The 16,705-nt window shown below is 21.9% G+C and carries 16 protein-coding genes; 10 read left to right on the top strand and 6 right to left on the bottom strand.

Features of this window, described 5'->3' with window-relative positions; genetic code table 4:
• Together T403_RS0102770 and T403_RS0102765 are read left to right on the top strand one after the other, a co-directional pair.
• Positions 1 to 1,814: S8 family serine peptidase (locus tag T403_RS0102770; protein ID WP_051619112.1), on the top strand; the 1,814-nt coding region annotated here is incomplete at its 5' end.
• A complete protein-coding gene (locus tag T403_RS0102765; RefSeq protein ID WP_033161303.1) occupies positions 1,801 to 2,601 on the top strand; it encodes a hypothetical protein in 801 nt (266 codons plus the stop codon). The genes T403_RS0102770 and T403_RS0102765, both read left to right, overlap by 14 nt.
• Before the next feature lie 1,322 nt (positions 2,602 to 3,923).
• Here T403_RS0102765 and T403_RS0102755 read toward each other — a convergent pair.
• The 3 genes from T403_RS0102755 to T403_RS0102745 form a co-directional block, all read right to left on the bottom strand.
• Positions 3,924 to 4,742: an alpha/beta fold hydrolase gene (locus T403_RS0102755; RefSeq protein WP_033161301.1), complete on the bottom strand. Its 819-nt coding sequence runs from the start codon at positions 4,740 to 4,742 to the stop codon at positions 3,924 to 3,926.
• Between the two features lie 118 nt (positions 4,743 to 4,860).
• The gene (metK, locus tag T403_RS0102750) at positions 4,861 to 5,997 is read right to left on the bottom strand and encodes a methionine adenosyltransferase (RefSeq protein ID WP_033161300.1); all 1,137 of its coding nucleotides are present in this window, start codon (positions 5,995 to 5,997) and stop codon (positions 4,861 to 4,863) included.
• 55 nt (positions 5,998 to 6,052) lie between these two features.
• Complete coding sequence (locus T403_RS0102745; RefSeq protein WP_033161299.1) at positions 6,053 to 6,745, bottom strand: phosphotransferase family protein; 693 nt, start codon at positions 6,743 to 6,745, stop codon at positions 6,053 to 6,055.
• Positions 6,746 to 6,864: 119 nt separating this feature from the next.
• Here T403_RS0102745 and T403_RS0102740 point away from each other — a divergent pair, with 119 nt between their 5' ends.
• The 7 genes from T403_RS0102740 to recO all read left to right on the top strand — a co-directional run bounded on the left by T403_RS0102740 (position 6,865) and on the right by recO (position 13,286).
• The gene (locus tag T403_RS0102740; RefSeq protein WP_033161298.1) at positions 6,865 to 7,797 is read left to right on the top strand and encodes a DNA adenine methylase; all 933 of its coding nucleotides are present in this window, start codon (positions 6,865 to 6,867) and stop codon (positions 7,795 to 7,797) included.
• A complete protein-coding gene (locus T403_RS0102735; RefSeq protein WP_033161297.1) occupies positions 7,781 to 8,647 on the top strand; it encodes a type II restriction endonuclease in 867 nt (288 codons plus the stop codon). Before T403_RS0102740 ends, T403_RS0102735 begins: the two co-directional genes overlap by 17 nt.
• A 125-nt stretch (positions 8,648 to 8,772) precedes the next feature.
• Positions 8,773 to 9,354, top strand: coding sequence for a 50S ribosomal protein L11 (gene rplK / locus T403_RS0102730; RefSeq protein WP_033161296.1), 582 nt, complete (start codon positions 8,773 to 8,775; stop codon positions 9,352 to 9,354).
• Position 9,355: 1 nt separating this feature from the next.
• Positions 9,356 to 10,045, top strand: coding sequence for a 50S ribosomal protein L1 (gene rplA, locus T403_RS0102725; protein ID WP_033161295.1), 690 nt, complete (start codon positions 9,356 to 9,358; stop codon positions 10,043 to 10,045).
• A gap of 11 nt (positions 10,046 to 10,056) precedes the next feature.
• The gene (locus T403_RS0102720) at positions 10,057 to 10,806 is read left to right on the top strand and encodes a DUF3800 domain-containing protein (protein WP_033161294.1); all 750 of its coding nucleotides are present in this window, start codon (positions 10,057 to 10,059) and stop codon (positions 10,804 to 10,806) included.
• A gap of 328 nt (positions 10,807 to 11,134) precedes the next feature.
• Positions 11,135 to 12,610 carry an MATE family efflux transporter gene (locus T403_RS0102715; protein ID WP_033161293.1) on the top strand — a complete coding sequence of 492 codons (1,476 nt, stop codon included), beginning with the start codon at positions 11,135 to 11,137 and terminating at the stop codon, positions 12,608 to 12,610.
• Positions 12,564 to 13,286: a DNA repair protein RecO gene (gene recO / locus T403_RS04260; protein WP_084273844.1), complete on the top strand. Its 723-nt coding sequence runs from the start codon at positions 12,564 to 12,566 to the stop codon at positions 13,284 to 13,286. Before T403_RS0102715 ends, recO begins: the two co-directional genes overlap by 47 nt.
• 59 nt (positions 13,287 to 13,345) lie before the next feature.
• On the opposite strand, the gene T403_RS0102705 is transcribed toward recO, so the two are convergent.
• Both T403_RS0102705 and trmB read right to left on the bottom strand, forming a co-directional pair.
• Complete coding sequence (locus tag T403_RS0102705) at positions 13,346 to 14,707, bottom strand: M17 family metallopeptidase (RefSeq protein ID WP_033161292.1); 1,362 nt, start codon at positions 14,705 to 14,707, stop codon at positions 13,346 to 13,348.
• Positions 14,708 to 14,759: 52 nt separating this feature from the next.
• Complete coding sequence (gene trmB, locus T403_RS0102700; RefSeq protein ID WP_033161291.1) at positions 14,760 to 15,365, bottom strand: tRNA (guanosine(46)-N7)-methyltransferase TrmB; 606 nt, start codon at positions 15,363 to 15,365, stop codon at positions 14,760 to 14,762.
• A gap of 357 nt (positions 15,366 to 15,722) precedes the next feature.
• On the opposite strand from trmB, the gene T403_RS0102695 reads away from it, so the two are divergent.
• Positions 15,723 to 16,247, top strand: coding sequence for a DUF402 domain-containing protein (locus T403_RS0102695; protein WP_033161305.1), 525 nt, complete (start codon positions 15,723 to 15,725; stop codon positions 16,245 to 16,247).
• Positions 16,248 to 16,302: 55 nt separating this feature from the next.
• On the opposite strand, the gene rpsT is transcribed toward T403_RS0102695, so the two are convergent.
• Positions 16,303 to 16,581 (bottom strand): 30S ribosomal protein S20, encoded by a 279-nt coding sequence (rpsT, locus tag T403_RS0102690; RefSeq protein ID WP_033161290.1) that lies wholly within the window; start codon positions 16,579 to 16,581, stop codon positions 16,303 to 16,305.
• Between the last annotated feature and the right edge of the window lie 124 nt (positions 16,582 to 16,705).

The raw sequence follows: 16,705 nt of genomic DNA, 5'->3' as shown, positions 1-16,705 counted from the left end.
CTTCAATAGTACAAGAAATTAATAATACTTTTCAAGTTAAATTACTTCTTAATTATCCTGTAGAAGAAAAAGAAAATATTGAAGATGATGTAAAATTTTTTCAAGAAAAAAACACAAAATTTAAAGATAAAATAATTCAAAAATTTAATTTTATAAAAAATATTGAAATTAGTGATCTTTCACCGATAATATGATTATATTTTAATAATGAAGATGAAAAACAAAAATTTATTAATGAAATTTTTAATGATGAAGATTTTTATCAAATAATCGATCTAGAATATAACCCACATGTTGTTAAAAATAATGTTTTAAATAATAATGACGCTACTAATTATTATGAAAATTCATGAAATTCTTATCCAACTAAAATATATAAAGATAATTTAAATATTATTAATTTTAATAATTCAGATATTAAATCTTGATACCCACAAAGCAAAATTGGAATTTTGGAAGCTGGAGCTTCAAATCCGCAGACTAAAAAAAGATTTTATCAAGGGGTTATTGATGAAACAATAAGTAAAAAAGTATTTAAAGATTTTAAAATAAGTAAAGATGGTGATTTACCACCTAGTTTTCATGCTGGGATGGTTGCTGGAATAGCAGCAGGTAAAGATGGTGTTGATACTAATGCAATTGTTTATTCTGCAGCATTTTGAGATAATTCTAAATGACAAAAGCAAATAGAATGAATGGTAATTGAAAATAACGTTAGAGTTATAAATCATAGTTATGGAGCGCCAGAACACTATGACAAAGAATATAATGAACAAGCATATTTTCTAGATTATATTGCTAGAAAATATGGGGTAATAAACGTTTTTTCTGCAGGCAATAATCATAACAATTCAAACAAAAATGCAAATAAATTTATTGATGATAAAAAAATTTCATTCAACTCAATTGTTGTAGGGGCTCTTAGTGATTATAGTACAAAAAATAATTATTGAATATCAAGTTATTCTAATAGAACTTTAGAAGATAAATTTAATGACTTACCAAAACCATTAGTAGTGGCTCCAGCCTTTTTCAAATATAAAAATCGCTTAAATAATGAAGCTCAAGGACATGGAACAAGCTATGCTGCACCAATGGTAACTGGCGCAATTAGCGTTTTACTAAAAGAAAAAAGTTCATTAAATTATGATTGAAAAAGAGTGCCCGCTATTAAAGCTATTTTAGCCGCTTCTTCCAAATTAAAACCAAATGATAGAAATTTAGAAATAAAATCTAATGGTCTTAGTAAAGTTTATGGCTCAGGTTTAATCGATTATGAAAGAATGAAAATTGCTGCAGATAATTTAAAAACTATTAGTGTAGGAAGAGAAAAAGAAAACGAATATATTTTTGAAAGTCATGATTTATATTTAACTAGAGGCGAAAATATAAAAATTGCTTCTGCATGAATGAATAATGGCGGAATTTTAAGAGATAAAGAAAATAGACCTATTCTTAATTATAACTGATGAGATTTTTTAAATCCAATTGGACTAATTTCTAAAACAATAGGAAAAATTCCTGGAGAAGTAAAATGAAATCTTGAACATAATAATGAAGAATGATTAAAAAAAGGTGAAACTGAAAAAAGACAAAATAATAAATTTTTTACAGATTTTGATTTATATTTAGAAAAATGAAATGGCTATTCATGAGAAGTGATTAAATCAGTGACCGTTGTAAACAGTAATGTTGAAGTGATTGATTATAACATTAATGAAACTGGAAAGTACAGAATAAGAGTTAAAAAATATTCAAACATTTTTGAAAATTCCATAAACGATGTTTTGGGTGTCACATATGTTAAAAATTAAAAAAATTTTACTTAAATTATTATCATTTTTAGGACTTTGTAGTGTTTTTGGCTTAAATTCTTGTTCTTGATTGTATAATCAAAAATTTTTTAGAAATATAAAAGATCCATATGAAAAAGGTAGAATTGAAACTAGTAAAATAGGTGCTTGAATTAATAAAAGTAATAGTGATAACTTTATTTTTTATGTTAACTATCGTGAATTGATGTTAGAAAATGAAAGAAAAAATAATAAATCTGTTTTACACGAAGATGAAGTTTATGAAAAAATATTTAACGAACAAAAAAATGCAAACTCTTCTCATAAAATTTCTAAAGTAATAAGTACAGTTGAGGAGTTTGAAAGAATTTTTGGAAAAAATGGAAAAATACTTTTTAATCTTATTGAAGATGGTTATTTTTCAAAAAAAAATAAAATTTTTAATTTTTGAAATAAAAATGATATTTCTAAAAATCAAGGAATTACATTAGAACAATTAAATATTTTTTTTAAAAAAAATAATATTTTTCTTTATCAAACAAAAGATAGAGAATCAAAAAGTTATATATTTATTGAAAAAAATGATGAAAAAAAAATGATAGATGTAAAATATTTCACGCTTTCACCAAGAAGTTATATAAAATATTATTCAGTAGCTACTGATGATGTAAAGGATGATCTTTATGGTTTTATGCCTTTTTCTAATGAATATACAATAATTGAGAAAAAAATTTCTTCCGATCAAGAGCATGATAAGTTAATTGAAAAAATTTTAAAATTAGTAAAAAATCATAATTTAAAATTTTAAAAATACTGAAAAAATTCAATTATTTAATACTTTTATTATAAAAACACAAGTCATGGCTTAACTTGTGTTTTTAAATTCTAATTATAATCACCTTTTATTTAATGCTTGTAAATTTAATAAAATTTAATTGGAAGAACTTTTCATATACAAAAAAATTATAAATTTAATAAATTTAACATTATTTTTTCAATTTATAAATAATCTAAATTTTTATGTTTCCTAACTTTTTGTTAATTAAATTTTTTAATATTTTATTTTTAATACAAAAAAAACAAACCAAATAGCTAGTTTTACAAATAAGATCCTGTACTTCGTTAGCTTTCAACTACACACTCAATACTATTGTAGTGTTTCAGATGCCCATAACATATAATTATCAATATGTACTAAAAATTTATAATATAAAAAAATTATATTTTTATTAATTATAAATTTATCATTAACAATATTTGTTTTATAACAAAATGAACAAAAATGACTTTAATTTCGTTTTTTTGTGAAACATTTTGTATAAGTGGTTTACAAACACATCGCAAGCTTTTATAAACGATTTTTTTTAAATTTCAATATCTTAAATTAATATTTAATTTATTTGTAAAAAATATAGAGTGATTTAAATCATAATTAACTTCATGAATTAACTCGGCCTTATTCAATCTTTTATAACATAGTAAGCATTATTTTTAATAATTTGATTATTAATATTAATAATGATAAATGTATCTATAAAAAAGTATTTTTTTTATTAAAACAGAAATTTTCTATTTTTTTTAATTAAAATTTTAATTAAGAAATTTTTATATCTTATTATATCTTTTTTATTCTGATTAATAATTTTAAATTTTTTAAATTCTAAAATTATATCAATTGAAAAATCTTTTGCCGTTAATTTTAATAATCTCTTCGATTTTTTAAGTTTAAATTCAAACCTTTTAATTCGTTTTTAGAATTAAGTTTAAGTTTATTTTTAATTTTTTTTCTATTTTTAAATATTTAATTTTAGATTTTTGCATATTATTAATTCCATTAACAAAAAAATATCCCCATATATATAAAATAAATTTTTATTCTCTTGATGTAAACATCTAAATCATCAATAAAAAAAATAATTATTTGTTTTTTTAAAGAGAATCATTACAAACATATTAATTTATTTTATTGAATAAATTCTATATTCAAAATTTGAAAACATAGTTTATTCAACAAATTTTAAAGTGATAGTGTGTAAATGCAAAAATAAAAAAGACAACTATAAAAGTTGCACTTAAAAATTTATTTTATAATGAATAACAACATTAATATTATTCACTTCTTTATTTTTCTTATAAATCTAAAAATTCTTTTAAATATTTTAAAAATAAATCAAATTGTCAATCACTAATGTTATGATCAGCTTCTGGTATTACAATTATTTTAGCTTGTGGAACATTTGTTTCAAAATATTTTTTTATATTTTTTTGATCGATTATATTATCTTTTTCCCCAAACATAACTCATGTATATCTTGAAGGCAAAACTTTCATAGCTTCATGAACTTTGTTTAAAATATCTTTATCATATACCGCTTTAGCCAAGTTTTTAACTCCTTTAGCTTGTAAATTATTAGATTTTATCATTTTAATTCAATTTTCTCTTCTTGTCATAAATTCGGGGTTATTAAATTTTGTTTCTTCAACTTTATAATATGTTTGTGCAGCATATATTTTATATTCTTCAATTGAAGTAGAAAAGAATATTTTTTCTAATCTATCTTTAATATTGCTGGTTGTTAAATTAACAGGAGCAGTAAGTAAAACTTTATTAAAAATTTCTGGTTGAGTTTTATAAACTAAAGAAACAATAGCTCCTCCAAGAGATTGTCCAATAAGTGTAATATTTTTAAGTTGCTTTTGTTTGATAAATTCAATAATTAACTCAGCATATAAAAAAATATCATAATCTTGTTCAGAATAAGCAACAGTTTCCCCATAACCAGGATAATCTAAACTGTAAAAATCATATTCAGGAAAATGCTTAATTATTTCATTATAATCATTCATTGAACCTGCATATCCTGTACTATAAATGATTGTTCCTTTAGGATTTGAACTTTTTTGTTCAATATAATTTATTTCATATTTAAAAAGCTTAATTTTTTTCATTTTTTTCCTTATTTTTTTTGTTAATTATAATTTAATTAATAAAAAAAATTATTTTACTAATAAAAAATATCAATATAATAATCTTTTCATTTTTCAAATTAAAAAAAATTTCAAAATATTATGAATTTTTATATTTGTTAATGGTTTGCTTTATTTGCTCTACTTTATCTAATTTTTCTCAACTAAATTCATAATCATTTGTCCCAAAATGTCCAAAAATTGATGTTTTTCTATAAACTGGCTCTTTAAGATTTAAAGCATTAATTATTCCTAATGGGGATAAATCAAAAATTTCACTTATAGTTTTTAATATAGCTTGTTCTGAAAATTTAGAACTATTAAAAGTATTAACACTTAATGAAATAGGTTCTGCTATTCCTATTCCATAAGATAGTTGAACTTCAATTTTATCTGCAATATTAGCTGCTACTAAATTTTTAGCAACTCATCTTGCAGCATAAGCAGCACTACGATCTACTTTAGTATAATCTTTACCACTATAAGCTCCACCCCCATGTTTTGCATATCCACCATATGAATCAACTATAATTTTTCTACCAGTTAAACCAGTATCACCAATTGGACCACCAATTGTAAATTTACCTGATGGATTAATTAAAATTTTAAAGTCTTGATTTAAGTTATATTTTTCAACAACTTTAGTAATTATTTCTTCTTTTATAAATTTCTCAAATAATTCTTTATTATATTTTTCAGTGTGCTGAATTGACATTAAAATAGTGTCAATTTTAGGTTGTTCGGTATAATCGATTGTAACTTGACTTTTCATATCATATTTAGCTCATTTGAATTTTTTATTTTGAATTAATTCATCAGCTTTTTTTACTAAATCAGTAGTTATAGCATAAGCTAAAGGCATATAATTTTCAGTTTCATTAGTTGCAAAACCAAAAATTATTCCTTGATCTCCTGCCCCAATAATTTTATTTCTTTTATCAACGCTTTGGTTAATTTCAATACTTTGTGTATTTATATTAGAAATAATTGTAAAATCGTTTTCATTGTAGCCAATTTTTTTTACAACTTTTCAAGCTTCTTTAACAACATCAACATAAGCTTTAGTTTTTATCTCTCCAGCTATTATTATTAATCTGTTTGAAGCCATAACTTCACACGCAACTCTAGAATCAGGATCTTTTTTTAAAAATGCATCTAATATTCTATCACTAATTTGATCACAAATTTTATCTGGATGCCCTCTTCCAACACTTTCTGATGTAAATAATTTTTTCATTTCTTTTCCTCTCTTTTTTAAATAAAAAAATAACGTTATGCTTTTGAACTGAATATTATTTTTTTATTTCCCCTATGTAATAATCTTTCATTTTGTCGTAAACTTCATAATAAGCATGCTTATTAAATAAATTTGTTATATAAATATAATTTTCTAATTTTTTACTGCTTAGATTTAAATAATCAATCACTTCTTGTTTTGATAATTTAGAAAATTTTAAAAAACTAGAAATGTCAAAATATTTTGAACCTTTTCTAATTCATTCATAGTCGATTAAAACAATTTCATTATTATTTGTTTTAATAATATTTTTGGGTCTTATATCACCATGAATGGTATGAGTAAAATCATTTTTATATTTTTTAATTAATTTTATATATTTTAGATCATCAATTTTATAATAAAATCAATTAATTTTTGAAAATTTTTCTTTGTTTTTCCAGAGTTTTTTCATTTTATCTAAAATTTTATAAGAATCTTCTTTGGTTAAAGAATCGATTTGTAAAATATCGCCATCATATCATTTTTTAATTAAAATTTTATCTGTAAAGTAAAAATAATCTTTATTTTTTTTAATAAAGTTTATTTCATCTTGATGTTTGGCAATTTCGTTAATTGCAACTCTTATTTGAACTTTAATATTTTCATAATAAGCAGTATAAGTTTCATTATGAAAACCTTTATAATAAAGATTTATATCTTTTAATTTTTCTCGTAGCTTTTCTGGCAATTCATTCAAAAAATTCATTCTTCTTCCTTTACCCAAATTTAAATTAAATTATAACTATATTTTAACGAATTAATTATTAAATTATTTTTTTAGTTTTTAAAATAAATTAGTTTTAATAAGTATAATTAAAAAGCATTATGAAAACTAAAAACACTAAAAATGATTTAATAGTAAAACCTTTTTTAAAGTGAGTAGGGGGCAAGGGTCAACTTTTAAAAGAAATAAGTCAATTTTATCCTTTTGAAAATAAAAATATTTATAAATATTGTGAACCTTTTGTTGGTGGAGGGGCTGTTCTTTTTGATATCTTAACAAAATATAAATTAAAAGAAATTTATATAAGTGATTTAAATAAAAATTTAATTAATTCTTATCTTATAATTAAAAATCATGTTCATAAATTAATTAATATTTTAAAAAAAATGGAAAGTGATTTTTTAAATTTAAATAATTTAGAAAGAAAAGAATTTTATTTAAATAAAAGAAAAGAATTTAATAGTTTAATAAAACTAAATACTATAAATAAAAAAATTTTTAAAGCAGCATTATTAATATTTTTGAATAAAACTTGTTTTAATGGCCTCTATAGAGTAAATAAAAACAATGAATTTAATGTTCCAATGGGAACGTATAATAATCCATTAATTTGCGATGAAGAAAATTTATTAAATATTTCTAAAAAATTAAAAAATATTAAAATAATTTTTGCTGATTACAAAAAAACAATAAATTTTATTGACGAAAATACTTTTGTCTATTTAGATCCTCCTTATAGACCTATTACAAAATCTTCCAGTTTTGTAGAATATACAATTGATAAATTTGATGATGAAAATCAAAAAGAATTAGCTGATTTTATTAACGAAATAAATAAAAAAAATTGTTTATTTTTAATGAGTAATTCAGATCCTAAAAATTATAATTCAAACGATAATTTTTTTGATGATTTATATAAAGAATTTCATATTAAAAGAATAAATGCTAAAAGATCTATAAGTTCAAACCCTGAAACTAGAAAAGAAATAAAGGAATTATTAATTTTTAATTTTAAAAATGAAGTCAAATTTTAATGATTGAATTAAAACTTTTAAAGCAAATATAAGTGATTATAAATTTTATGTTAATTTTGAGAAAGTATTAAATAATGTTGAAAAAATAAAATTAGAATTAAACATTTTAAATAGTTTAATTTATTCAAAGAATATCGAAAATGATTTTATTAAAATTATTAAAAAATTTCCAAAAACTATAAAATGTATTCCTATTTTACTTGCAATAAGAAAAAAATATATATTTTTAAAGGATGAAAAAATATCTTTTGATGAAAAAAATATAAATAATGATAAATGGATATATAAAATAATGAATTTAATGAGAAAAAGCTCTTTATTTACACTGCTTTCAGAAGGTAAAATAAAAAATTTAATCGATTATGCAATAGGAATAGAAGTTGGTTTAGATTCTAATGCAAGAAAAAATAGAACTGGTAAATTAATGCAAGAATTAGTTGAAAGTTTTATTTTAAAATCTAAATTTAAATTCGAATATGGGAAAACATATTTTAAAGAAATAAATTTAAATCAAATTTTTAAATTATTCAACATTAATAATTTAAAAAAAATATCTGAAAATAATGTTCAAAAAAAATTTGATTTTGTAATTAAAAATAAAGAAAATATTTATTTAATTGAAACAAATTTTTATTCTTCCCCTGGAAGTAAATTAAATGAAATTGCTAGAAGTTATATGTTTTTAAATTCTAAATTAAAGCAAATAAAAAATTTTTATTTTATTTGAATAACTGATGGTTTGGGTTGATTTTTTTCAAAAAATAATTTAAAAAAAGCTTTTTATTCAATTGATAATATTTGAAATATAAATGATTTAGAAAACCAAATTTTAGATAAAACAATAAAGTAATTTTTTTAACTTATTTTTTTACATAAAAATGTTATAATTCAAAAGCAATATTTTATTGCCTTAAAGTGGGAGAAAAATCGTTAAACCACTAAGAGATTTTAATTAAAAAGAAAGGATGCTCGAATATGGCAAAAGAAATAGTACGTGTTGCTAAATTGCAATTTAATGCAGGACAAGCTAAACCAGGACCTGCTCTAGCGGGTTTAGGTATTGTTATGCCTGAATTTACAAGACAATTTAACGACCAAACTAGAGATAGAGGTTCTGAACCAGTACCTGTAGCTATTACAATTTACAAAGATAAATCATTTGATTTTAAATTATTTACTTCACCAGCTTCATATATGATTAAAAAGGCTGCGAAATTAGAATCTGGTTCATCAAATTCAAAAACAAAAATTGTTGCAACTTTAACTTTAGAACAATTAAGAGAAATTGCAGAATATAAACTACCAGATTTAAACACTGATTCAATTGACAAAGCAATGAAAATCATTGCTGGAACAGCGAAAAATATGGGTGTTTTAGTTGAAGGATGAGATGATATTGTAGCCGCTGAAAAAGAAGCTAAAAGAAAAATGATTGAAAATGCTAAATCCGAAAAATTAGCTGCTAAATTAAAAGAAGATGAAAAATTAGCTAATGAAAATAAAGAATTTGTTGAAGCTGAAGTAATAACTAAAAAAGTAGAAAGAAGTGAAGAATAATATGAAAAAAATTGGAAAAAGACTTCAAGCTGCTAGAACTTTAGTTGATAAAACAAAATTATATACATTAGAAGAAGCTATTGAATTAGCTAAAAGAACTTCATATGCAAAATTTGATGCTTCTATAGATTTAGCTATTAAATTAAATCTTGACACAAGAAAAGCAGATCAACAATTAAGAGGAGCTATTGTTTTACCTAATGGAACTGGAAAAAGTATTAAAGTTTTAGTCGCTTCTGACGACGTGGAAATTCAAAAATCTTCAAAAGAAGCTGGAGCTGACTTAGTTTATAGTTCTGGTGAATTAGAAGAAACATTAAAAGCAGATAAGTTTGATTTTGATGTAATTGTTGTTGATCCAAAAATGATGGTTATATTAGGAAAATATGGTAAAAAATTAGGGCCAAAAGGACTTATGCCCAATCCTAAAACAGGAACAGTAACTCCAAACCCTGCAAAAGCAGTTAGTGAACTTAAAAAAGGAAAAGCTAATTATAGAGCTGATAAATCTGGAATTGTTCATTCATTAATTGGAAAAGCTTCAATGTCAACTCCTGCATTAGTTGAAAATGCTCAGACTTTAATTAATGTTATTAAAAAATTAAAACCAAGTGTTGTTAAAGGTGCATACATTTTAAATCTAACAGTTTCCGCATCAATGGGACCTTCTGTTAAAATTAAATTCGATTAATATTTTAAAAAATGGATAATCAGAAAAAACAAAGTTTATATTTTTATTTAGATGATTCGGGTGTTTTACACAAGAATAGCAAAGATAATTATTTTGTTTATGCTGGTTATCTTTTTCTTTCGCGAGAAAAAGTTCAACAAGCTAAAAATATTTATGTTACTAATGAAAAACAAATAAAAAATAATTATCCTTTAGCAAAAGAAATAAAAGCATCTATTGTCAAACCTAAACATAAAAAATTCTTAAGTCAAATTTTAAAAGAAAAAGAATTTTATAAAATTGCAATTATTGTAGATTTTAGAAAATTTACTTCAGTTGATATTTTAGATAAAGCATCTATTAATAGATTTAAAGATTATATTATTAAAATTTTAATTAAAAATACTGTTAAAAAGTTAATGAAATTAAAACTAATATCAGATAAATTATTTTCAATTTTAAACATTAATATTGATAATCAATCAATAAAATCAAACGGTTATTACGAATTAAATGATTTAATTTTAGCTGAATTATCAGGTACTTTTTCAACTAATTTTAATTTTCCCATTTTAAAAAAAGATAAAATTAGTTTAAATTTATGATATCAAGATTCTGAACGCAACATTTTAATTAGAGCTTCCGATTTTATTGCAAATACCTTAAGACATTACATTAATGAAAAGAAATTTGTTAAAATCACTTCACAAAATTTTTTTATTTGTAATTTCGTGACAATTGTTGATGGAGAATTTTACATTAAATCATTGACTAAAACATAAAATATGTTATAATGAAATTACAGGTGAGAAATCATACTGTTGCAACAATCATTTTGTCGTATAAATACTAACTGTGATATTAAGCACAGGGCTTTGATTGGGAATGAGCAAAAGCTCATTTTTTTTATTTTTTTTAAATAAAAAAAATTAAGAACAGCTCACCATTCTTAACGAATTAACCTATGGAATAATGCTTTTTGCATCGGAAATATTATCGTATGAAGTATTTAACTTCGATAATCCTTTTGTTTTAAAAAGATTCTTTTATATTATACATTATTTTATTAAAAATAAATAAAAAAATGTTAAAATTTTACTTATGAATTTAATGAAAAAAGTTAAACAATTTATAATTATTCATTTTCCAGAAAATAAAAAAAAATGAAAATTATATTTTTTTTATTCACTACCAATTATTTTAACTGGTATTTTTTTCTCATTAAATAATTTTGTTGATAATTTCATGGTTACAACAATTCCTAAAGGCGTAGATTCTTTATCATATGCAAATGCATGAACAGGAATAGTAAGTGCGCTTTTAGCCGGTGTAATGATTATTACAAGTGTTTTTATCGGCCAATATTTTGGTACATTTAATTATCACAAAATAAGGCAAGTGACAAGAATAAGAGTTATTTTTATTTTTTCGTTTACTATATTTTTCGCCATTTTTTCATGGGTTATTCCTGAAAAAATGATAAAAGTATTTTATACTGATGAGAATATAAATGAACTAACATTAAAACAATCTGTTGAATATTTAAGGTTGATTGTTATAACTTGAATTATTTATATTTGAACAGCTCCAATGAGTTCATTGCTTACCGAAACAGGATATGGTAAAGAAGCGTTTATTTCTTCAATTGGATCATTATTTTTAAACATTGTTTTAAACATTTTGTTTATATATATCTTAGATTTAGGAGTAAAGGGAGCTGCATATGCTTCGATAGCTGCAAGAATTTTTGGAATTTTTGGCGATACTTTTTTCGTTTATTTAAAAATTAGAAAATGTTTAATTAGTCCTTTTAGTATTTTTAGAATTAAAAAAGATGTTTGAAAAAAGATTTTAGTCAGAACACATAGTGCCGCAATATTATCAATTAATATTATTTTAATAATAATTAGAGATCGTTTTTATAATTTAATGTATCCAGAAGGATCGATAGGCTCTAGTGAATATAAAATTGGAGCAGCTTCTATTTTAGGACTAACTATTGCGATTAGTACTGTATTTAACCAAATAGGTGGTGTCCTGGGGGCGAATGTAGCTATATTTGTAAGTAGTTACTTAGGAAAAAAAGAATTTGAAACAGCAAAAAAACAAGCTAATGAACTTAAAGGCTTTCACTTTGTTTTATCAGTTTTTTTTGGTGCTGTTTTAGCTTTATTTGCTCTTGTAATTCCGCATATTACATACTTTGCTGATAAAATACCGCAAAATGGGAAACAATTATATCTTTATGAATTGCAACAGACAGTTTTAGTAATAGCATTTTTTAACCCTATTTGAATATGATATGGCACTTCAGCGAGATTAATTTCTTCAGGTGGAAGAACTAATATTGTTCCAATTATTGATTTTATTTTAGAAGTTAGTTCTATTTTATGATTAGTTATTTTAACTTATGTAGTCAAACCTAAAGAACATGGTATCACTTTATTTCAAACATATTGAATTTTCTTTACAATTGATATTTTAAAATTTTTTGTTTATGAAATAACTTATATTATCACTGACTGAGCTAGACATATCGATGATGAGAAAAGTCGCTTTAAGCTTTGAGAGAAAAATGTCAGCTAAAGTTATAAATGGCATTGTTATTTCGAATATGAATTATAGTGATAATAGCTCTATTGTAAAGATTATTAGCGAAAATAGAATTATTACTTTTTTAGCACAAGGTACAAACAAACCTTTAAGTAAAAATAGAACTAGTTTGTTTTTATTTACTTACGGAGAGTATGAAATTTTTTTAGCAAGATTAAATAATAAAATCTCTAAATTAAAAAAAGGAAATATTTTTAAACAAATTAATTTTGATTTATTTTCTAATATTTTCAAAGAAATAGAAGAAATCTTATACTATTTAAAATTTGCTACTAATTCTACAAAAAAATTTTTTAATCATTTTAAAACTTTTATTGAAAATGTCACTAAATACAATTATTTTTTAGCTAAAACTTTTTTATTATTTCAAATGCTGGAACTTTTTGGCTATAAACAAACAACCGATAAATGCCTAGAGTGTTATTCTAATAAAAATCTTAAATATTTTGCCATTCACAAGGGTGGATTTGTTTGCTGAATACATTCAAAAAAAAATGAAATAAAACCTATTAATGAATTAAAAACGTTTTATTATTTAGGTTTTGATATTACTATATATTTACAATTTGCCGATCCAAGTGCAAACTTGAATATTTATAAAGAAATTAAACAGTTTTTAAACGAAAATTTAATTAGTAAAAAAATCTAAAAAGTTTTAAGCTTTTTAGATTTTTCTCTTTTTATTATTTTTTTTATAAAAACTATATTTTATATATTTTTAGCTAATTCTACTAAAGATTTAACTAAAGGAGCCATTGGTGTTTCATTTACATCAGCTGTACCAGCTATATCAAGGTGCATAAATTTAGTTTTTTCAGTAAATTCTTTTAAAAACATAGCAGCTGAAATTGAACCTCCAAGTCCTGATAAATCAGTGTTTTTTAAATCTGCTACATTTGATTTTGAAATATTTTTTGCAAAATCTTTATGTAGAGGCATTCTTCAAACTAATTCATTTTGTACTTTAGATGAAGCTTCTAATTTAGTTCATAAGCTATCTGAGTTTGAAAATACTCCAGTAAATGTATTTCCTAAAGCTGATAAAATAGCTCCTGTTAGTGTTGCGATTGTAATAACATTTGTAGCATTTAATTTTCTAATTGCATAAGTTATTCCATCAGCTAATACTAATCTACCTTCAGCGTCTGTATTATTAATTTCAACAGTTTTACCATTCATAGATTTTCATACTGCATCAGGTAAGTTTGCATCACCATTAACTCTATTATCGGTAATTGCTAAAACAGCTGAAAAATTTGCTTTAATATTTAAATCAGCTATAGCTTTAATTGTTAAAGCTCCAATAGCTGAACCTGACATATCATATTTCATTCCATTCATATGTCTTCCAGTTTTAATATTATAACCTCCAGAGTCGAAAGTTATTCCTTTCCCTACTAAAACTGTTTTGGTTTTATTTTCAGGATTACCATTGTATTCTAAAACAACAACTCTAGGTTCGAACATTGACCCTTTATTAACTGAAAGTAATAAATTCATTTCTAATTTTTGAATTTCTTTTTTTGTTAAAATAGAAATTTTTATTTTTTTATTTTCAGATACTTTTTCTTTTATTGTGTCAGCTAATCATTCAGAATTACAAATATTTGGTGGGGTAGTTTGTAAATTTCTGGCAAAATTAACTGCGTCCATCAATGTTGCGGATTCATTAATTAAATCATTTAATTCATCTTTTTTGTTATAAACAATTGTTAGATTTTTTTCTTCTTTTTCTTTAGTGGTTTTTAAACTAAAAATTTTAGCTTTATTAAATAAATTAGCTTCATAAACAATTTTTACAAATTCTTTAGCACTAACTGTCTCATTAATAAACGATTCTAAATCTAACTCATAACTTCTTTGAAGAGTATTTAATTTTTGACTTAATTCTTTAACTAAGTCTAGGTTGTAATCTTTTTCTTTTCCTAAATAAATATATGCTTTATTTTCATTTAAAAATTCTGTTATAACAAATTTTTCCTGAATCATATTTTCTGGAATATCGCACTCTTTGAATTTAGCAGATAAAATAATGCTTGAGTTTGAAAATTTTTTTGTAAATTTAATCATATTTTTTTCTTTCTACACTTTTTTATTTTTTTAACATAATTATAAATATTTTTTAAAATTTAAACTCTAAAAAATTAATATTTTTATTTTTAAGAGTTCATTTTTTTTCATAACCTGTCATAATATTATTTTCAACATATTCACTATTATGTAAATCATTAGTTTTTTTAATAATTTTAGCACCAAAATCATTTAGTGATTCAATAGTAAATTCAAATAGTTTATCATTGTCTGTTTTAAATTTTACAACACCATCAAAATTTAAAATTTTTTTGTAAATTTCTAAAAAGCTTTTATATGTTAATCTTCTTTTAAAATGTTTTTTCTTTGGCCATGGATCGGAAAACGTTAGTCAAATAAGCTTATTTTTCCCTTTTATTAAATTTAGCAAATCTTTAACATCACAAACAATAATTTTAAAGTTTGTTAAATTATATTTTTTTGCAAGTTTAATTGCTCTTGATGCTGCTGTAGGATATCTTTCAACTCCAATATATTTTATATTAGGATTATTAAACGCAAGTTGTGTTATCATCTCACCTTTTCCCATCCCTATTTCAATAACAGTATTTTCATCAATTAATAAGGGAAAATTTTCAACTAAAAATCCACTATTTTTTAACTGATTTAAAGCATCGGAATTATTTCTTAATCTCATAATAAAATAAATGATACTATTTTATTAAAAAATGTAATAAAATTATTTATGTTTTAACTAAAACAAATTTTAGTAAAAAATAAAATAAAAATTTTTATTAATTAATATTTTATTCATAAAAATGAATAAATTTATAAAAATTTAATAGTATATTTTGAATTTGAATGATTTAATTATTTCTTTTTCAAAACTTATAAAAAAAATAATTTTTTAAATCTAATTAAATGATAATAAATTTATAGTTTTAATAAACTATTAAATAAATTAGATAATGTTTTTTTGATAACTAAGTAAATTATATTAATAATTTTCTAAAGATTCTTTTCAATAATAAGCAATAATAAAAAAAAGGACAAAATGGAAGTTTATAAATTAGAAAAATATTTAAATATCCAAGCATATAAATATAACGGTAAATTATATAGACAATGAAATGGAGCTAAAATTTTAGATAATAATAAAGATTTTTTTGTTGTTTATATGAATAACAAAACAAAAGTTAAAGAAATAAAGAATCGTAAGTGAAATATTAAAAATGACACAATATGATTTTTTCATAAGAAAAATTTTTATAATATTATGATTACAATTGAAAATAATAAACATTATATTTATATTAATTTAGCTTCACCATTTTTTATGGAAAGTAACACTATAAAATATATAGATTTTGATTTAGATGTTAAAGTTTATCATGGGAAAAATATCAATATTATTGATAAAAATGAATTTATAAATAATATTAAAAAAATGGAATATCCTGAAAAATTAACAAATTTAATATATCATGAATTAACATCAATAGTGGATCTTTATTATAAATCAGAATCTTTTTTTGATAAAAAATTCTTAAACAAATATATAAAAAAAATAAAATCATAATTTAAATAAAATAAAAACACAACTAATGATGAGAGTTGTGTTTTTTAAAATTAAATTATTTTTCTGAACTAGCGAGAGAATTTTTGTTAACAAATAAATCTAATCTAGAAATTTTTCTTGAACCATTATTTCTATGTAAAACTCCTTTAGAAACGGCTGTGTTCACTTCTTTGTGAGCTTTAAAAACTAATTCTTTATAATTTTCTTTATTTTCAATAACAGCTATTTTAGCTTTTTTTATTGCTTTTCTTAATCTTGATTTAATTGCTGCGTTTCTTACTCTAGATTTCTCATTTGTTTTAATTCTTTTAATTTTGGATTTTATATTTGCCATTTTACCATCCTTTTCATTTTACTAGTTCTAAATAATATATAAATTTATATATTATATTTATAAGTAATAATTATTTTTTTTATTTAAAATTCAAAATAAGCATATTAATTTTAACACAAAATTA

It is taken from the genome of Mycoplasma collis ATCC 35278, from assembly GCF_000701825.1.
Taxonomy (GTDB): Bacteria; Bacillota_I; Bacilli_A; order Mycoplasmatales; family Metamycoplasmataceae; genus Mesomycoplasma_A; species Mesomycoplasma_A collis.
The sequence above is the reverse complement of the archived record's forward strand: the minus strand, read 5'-3'. Positions and strand labels throughout refer to the sequence as shown.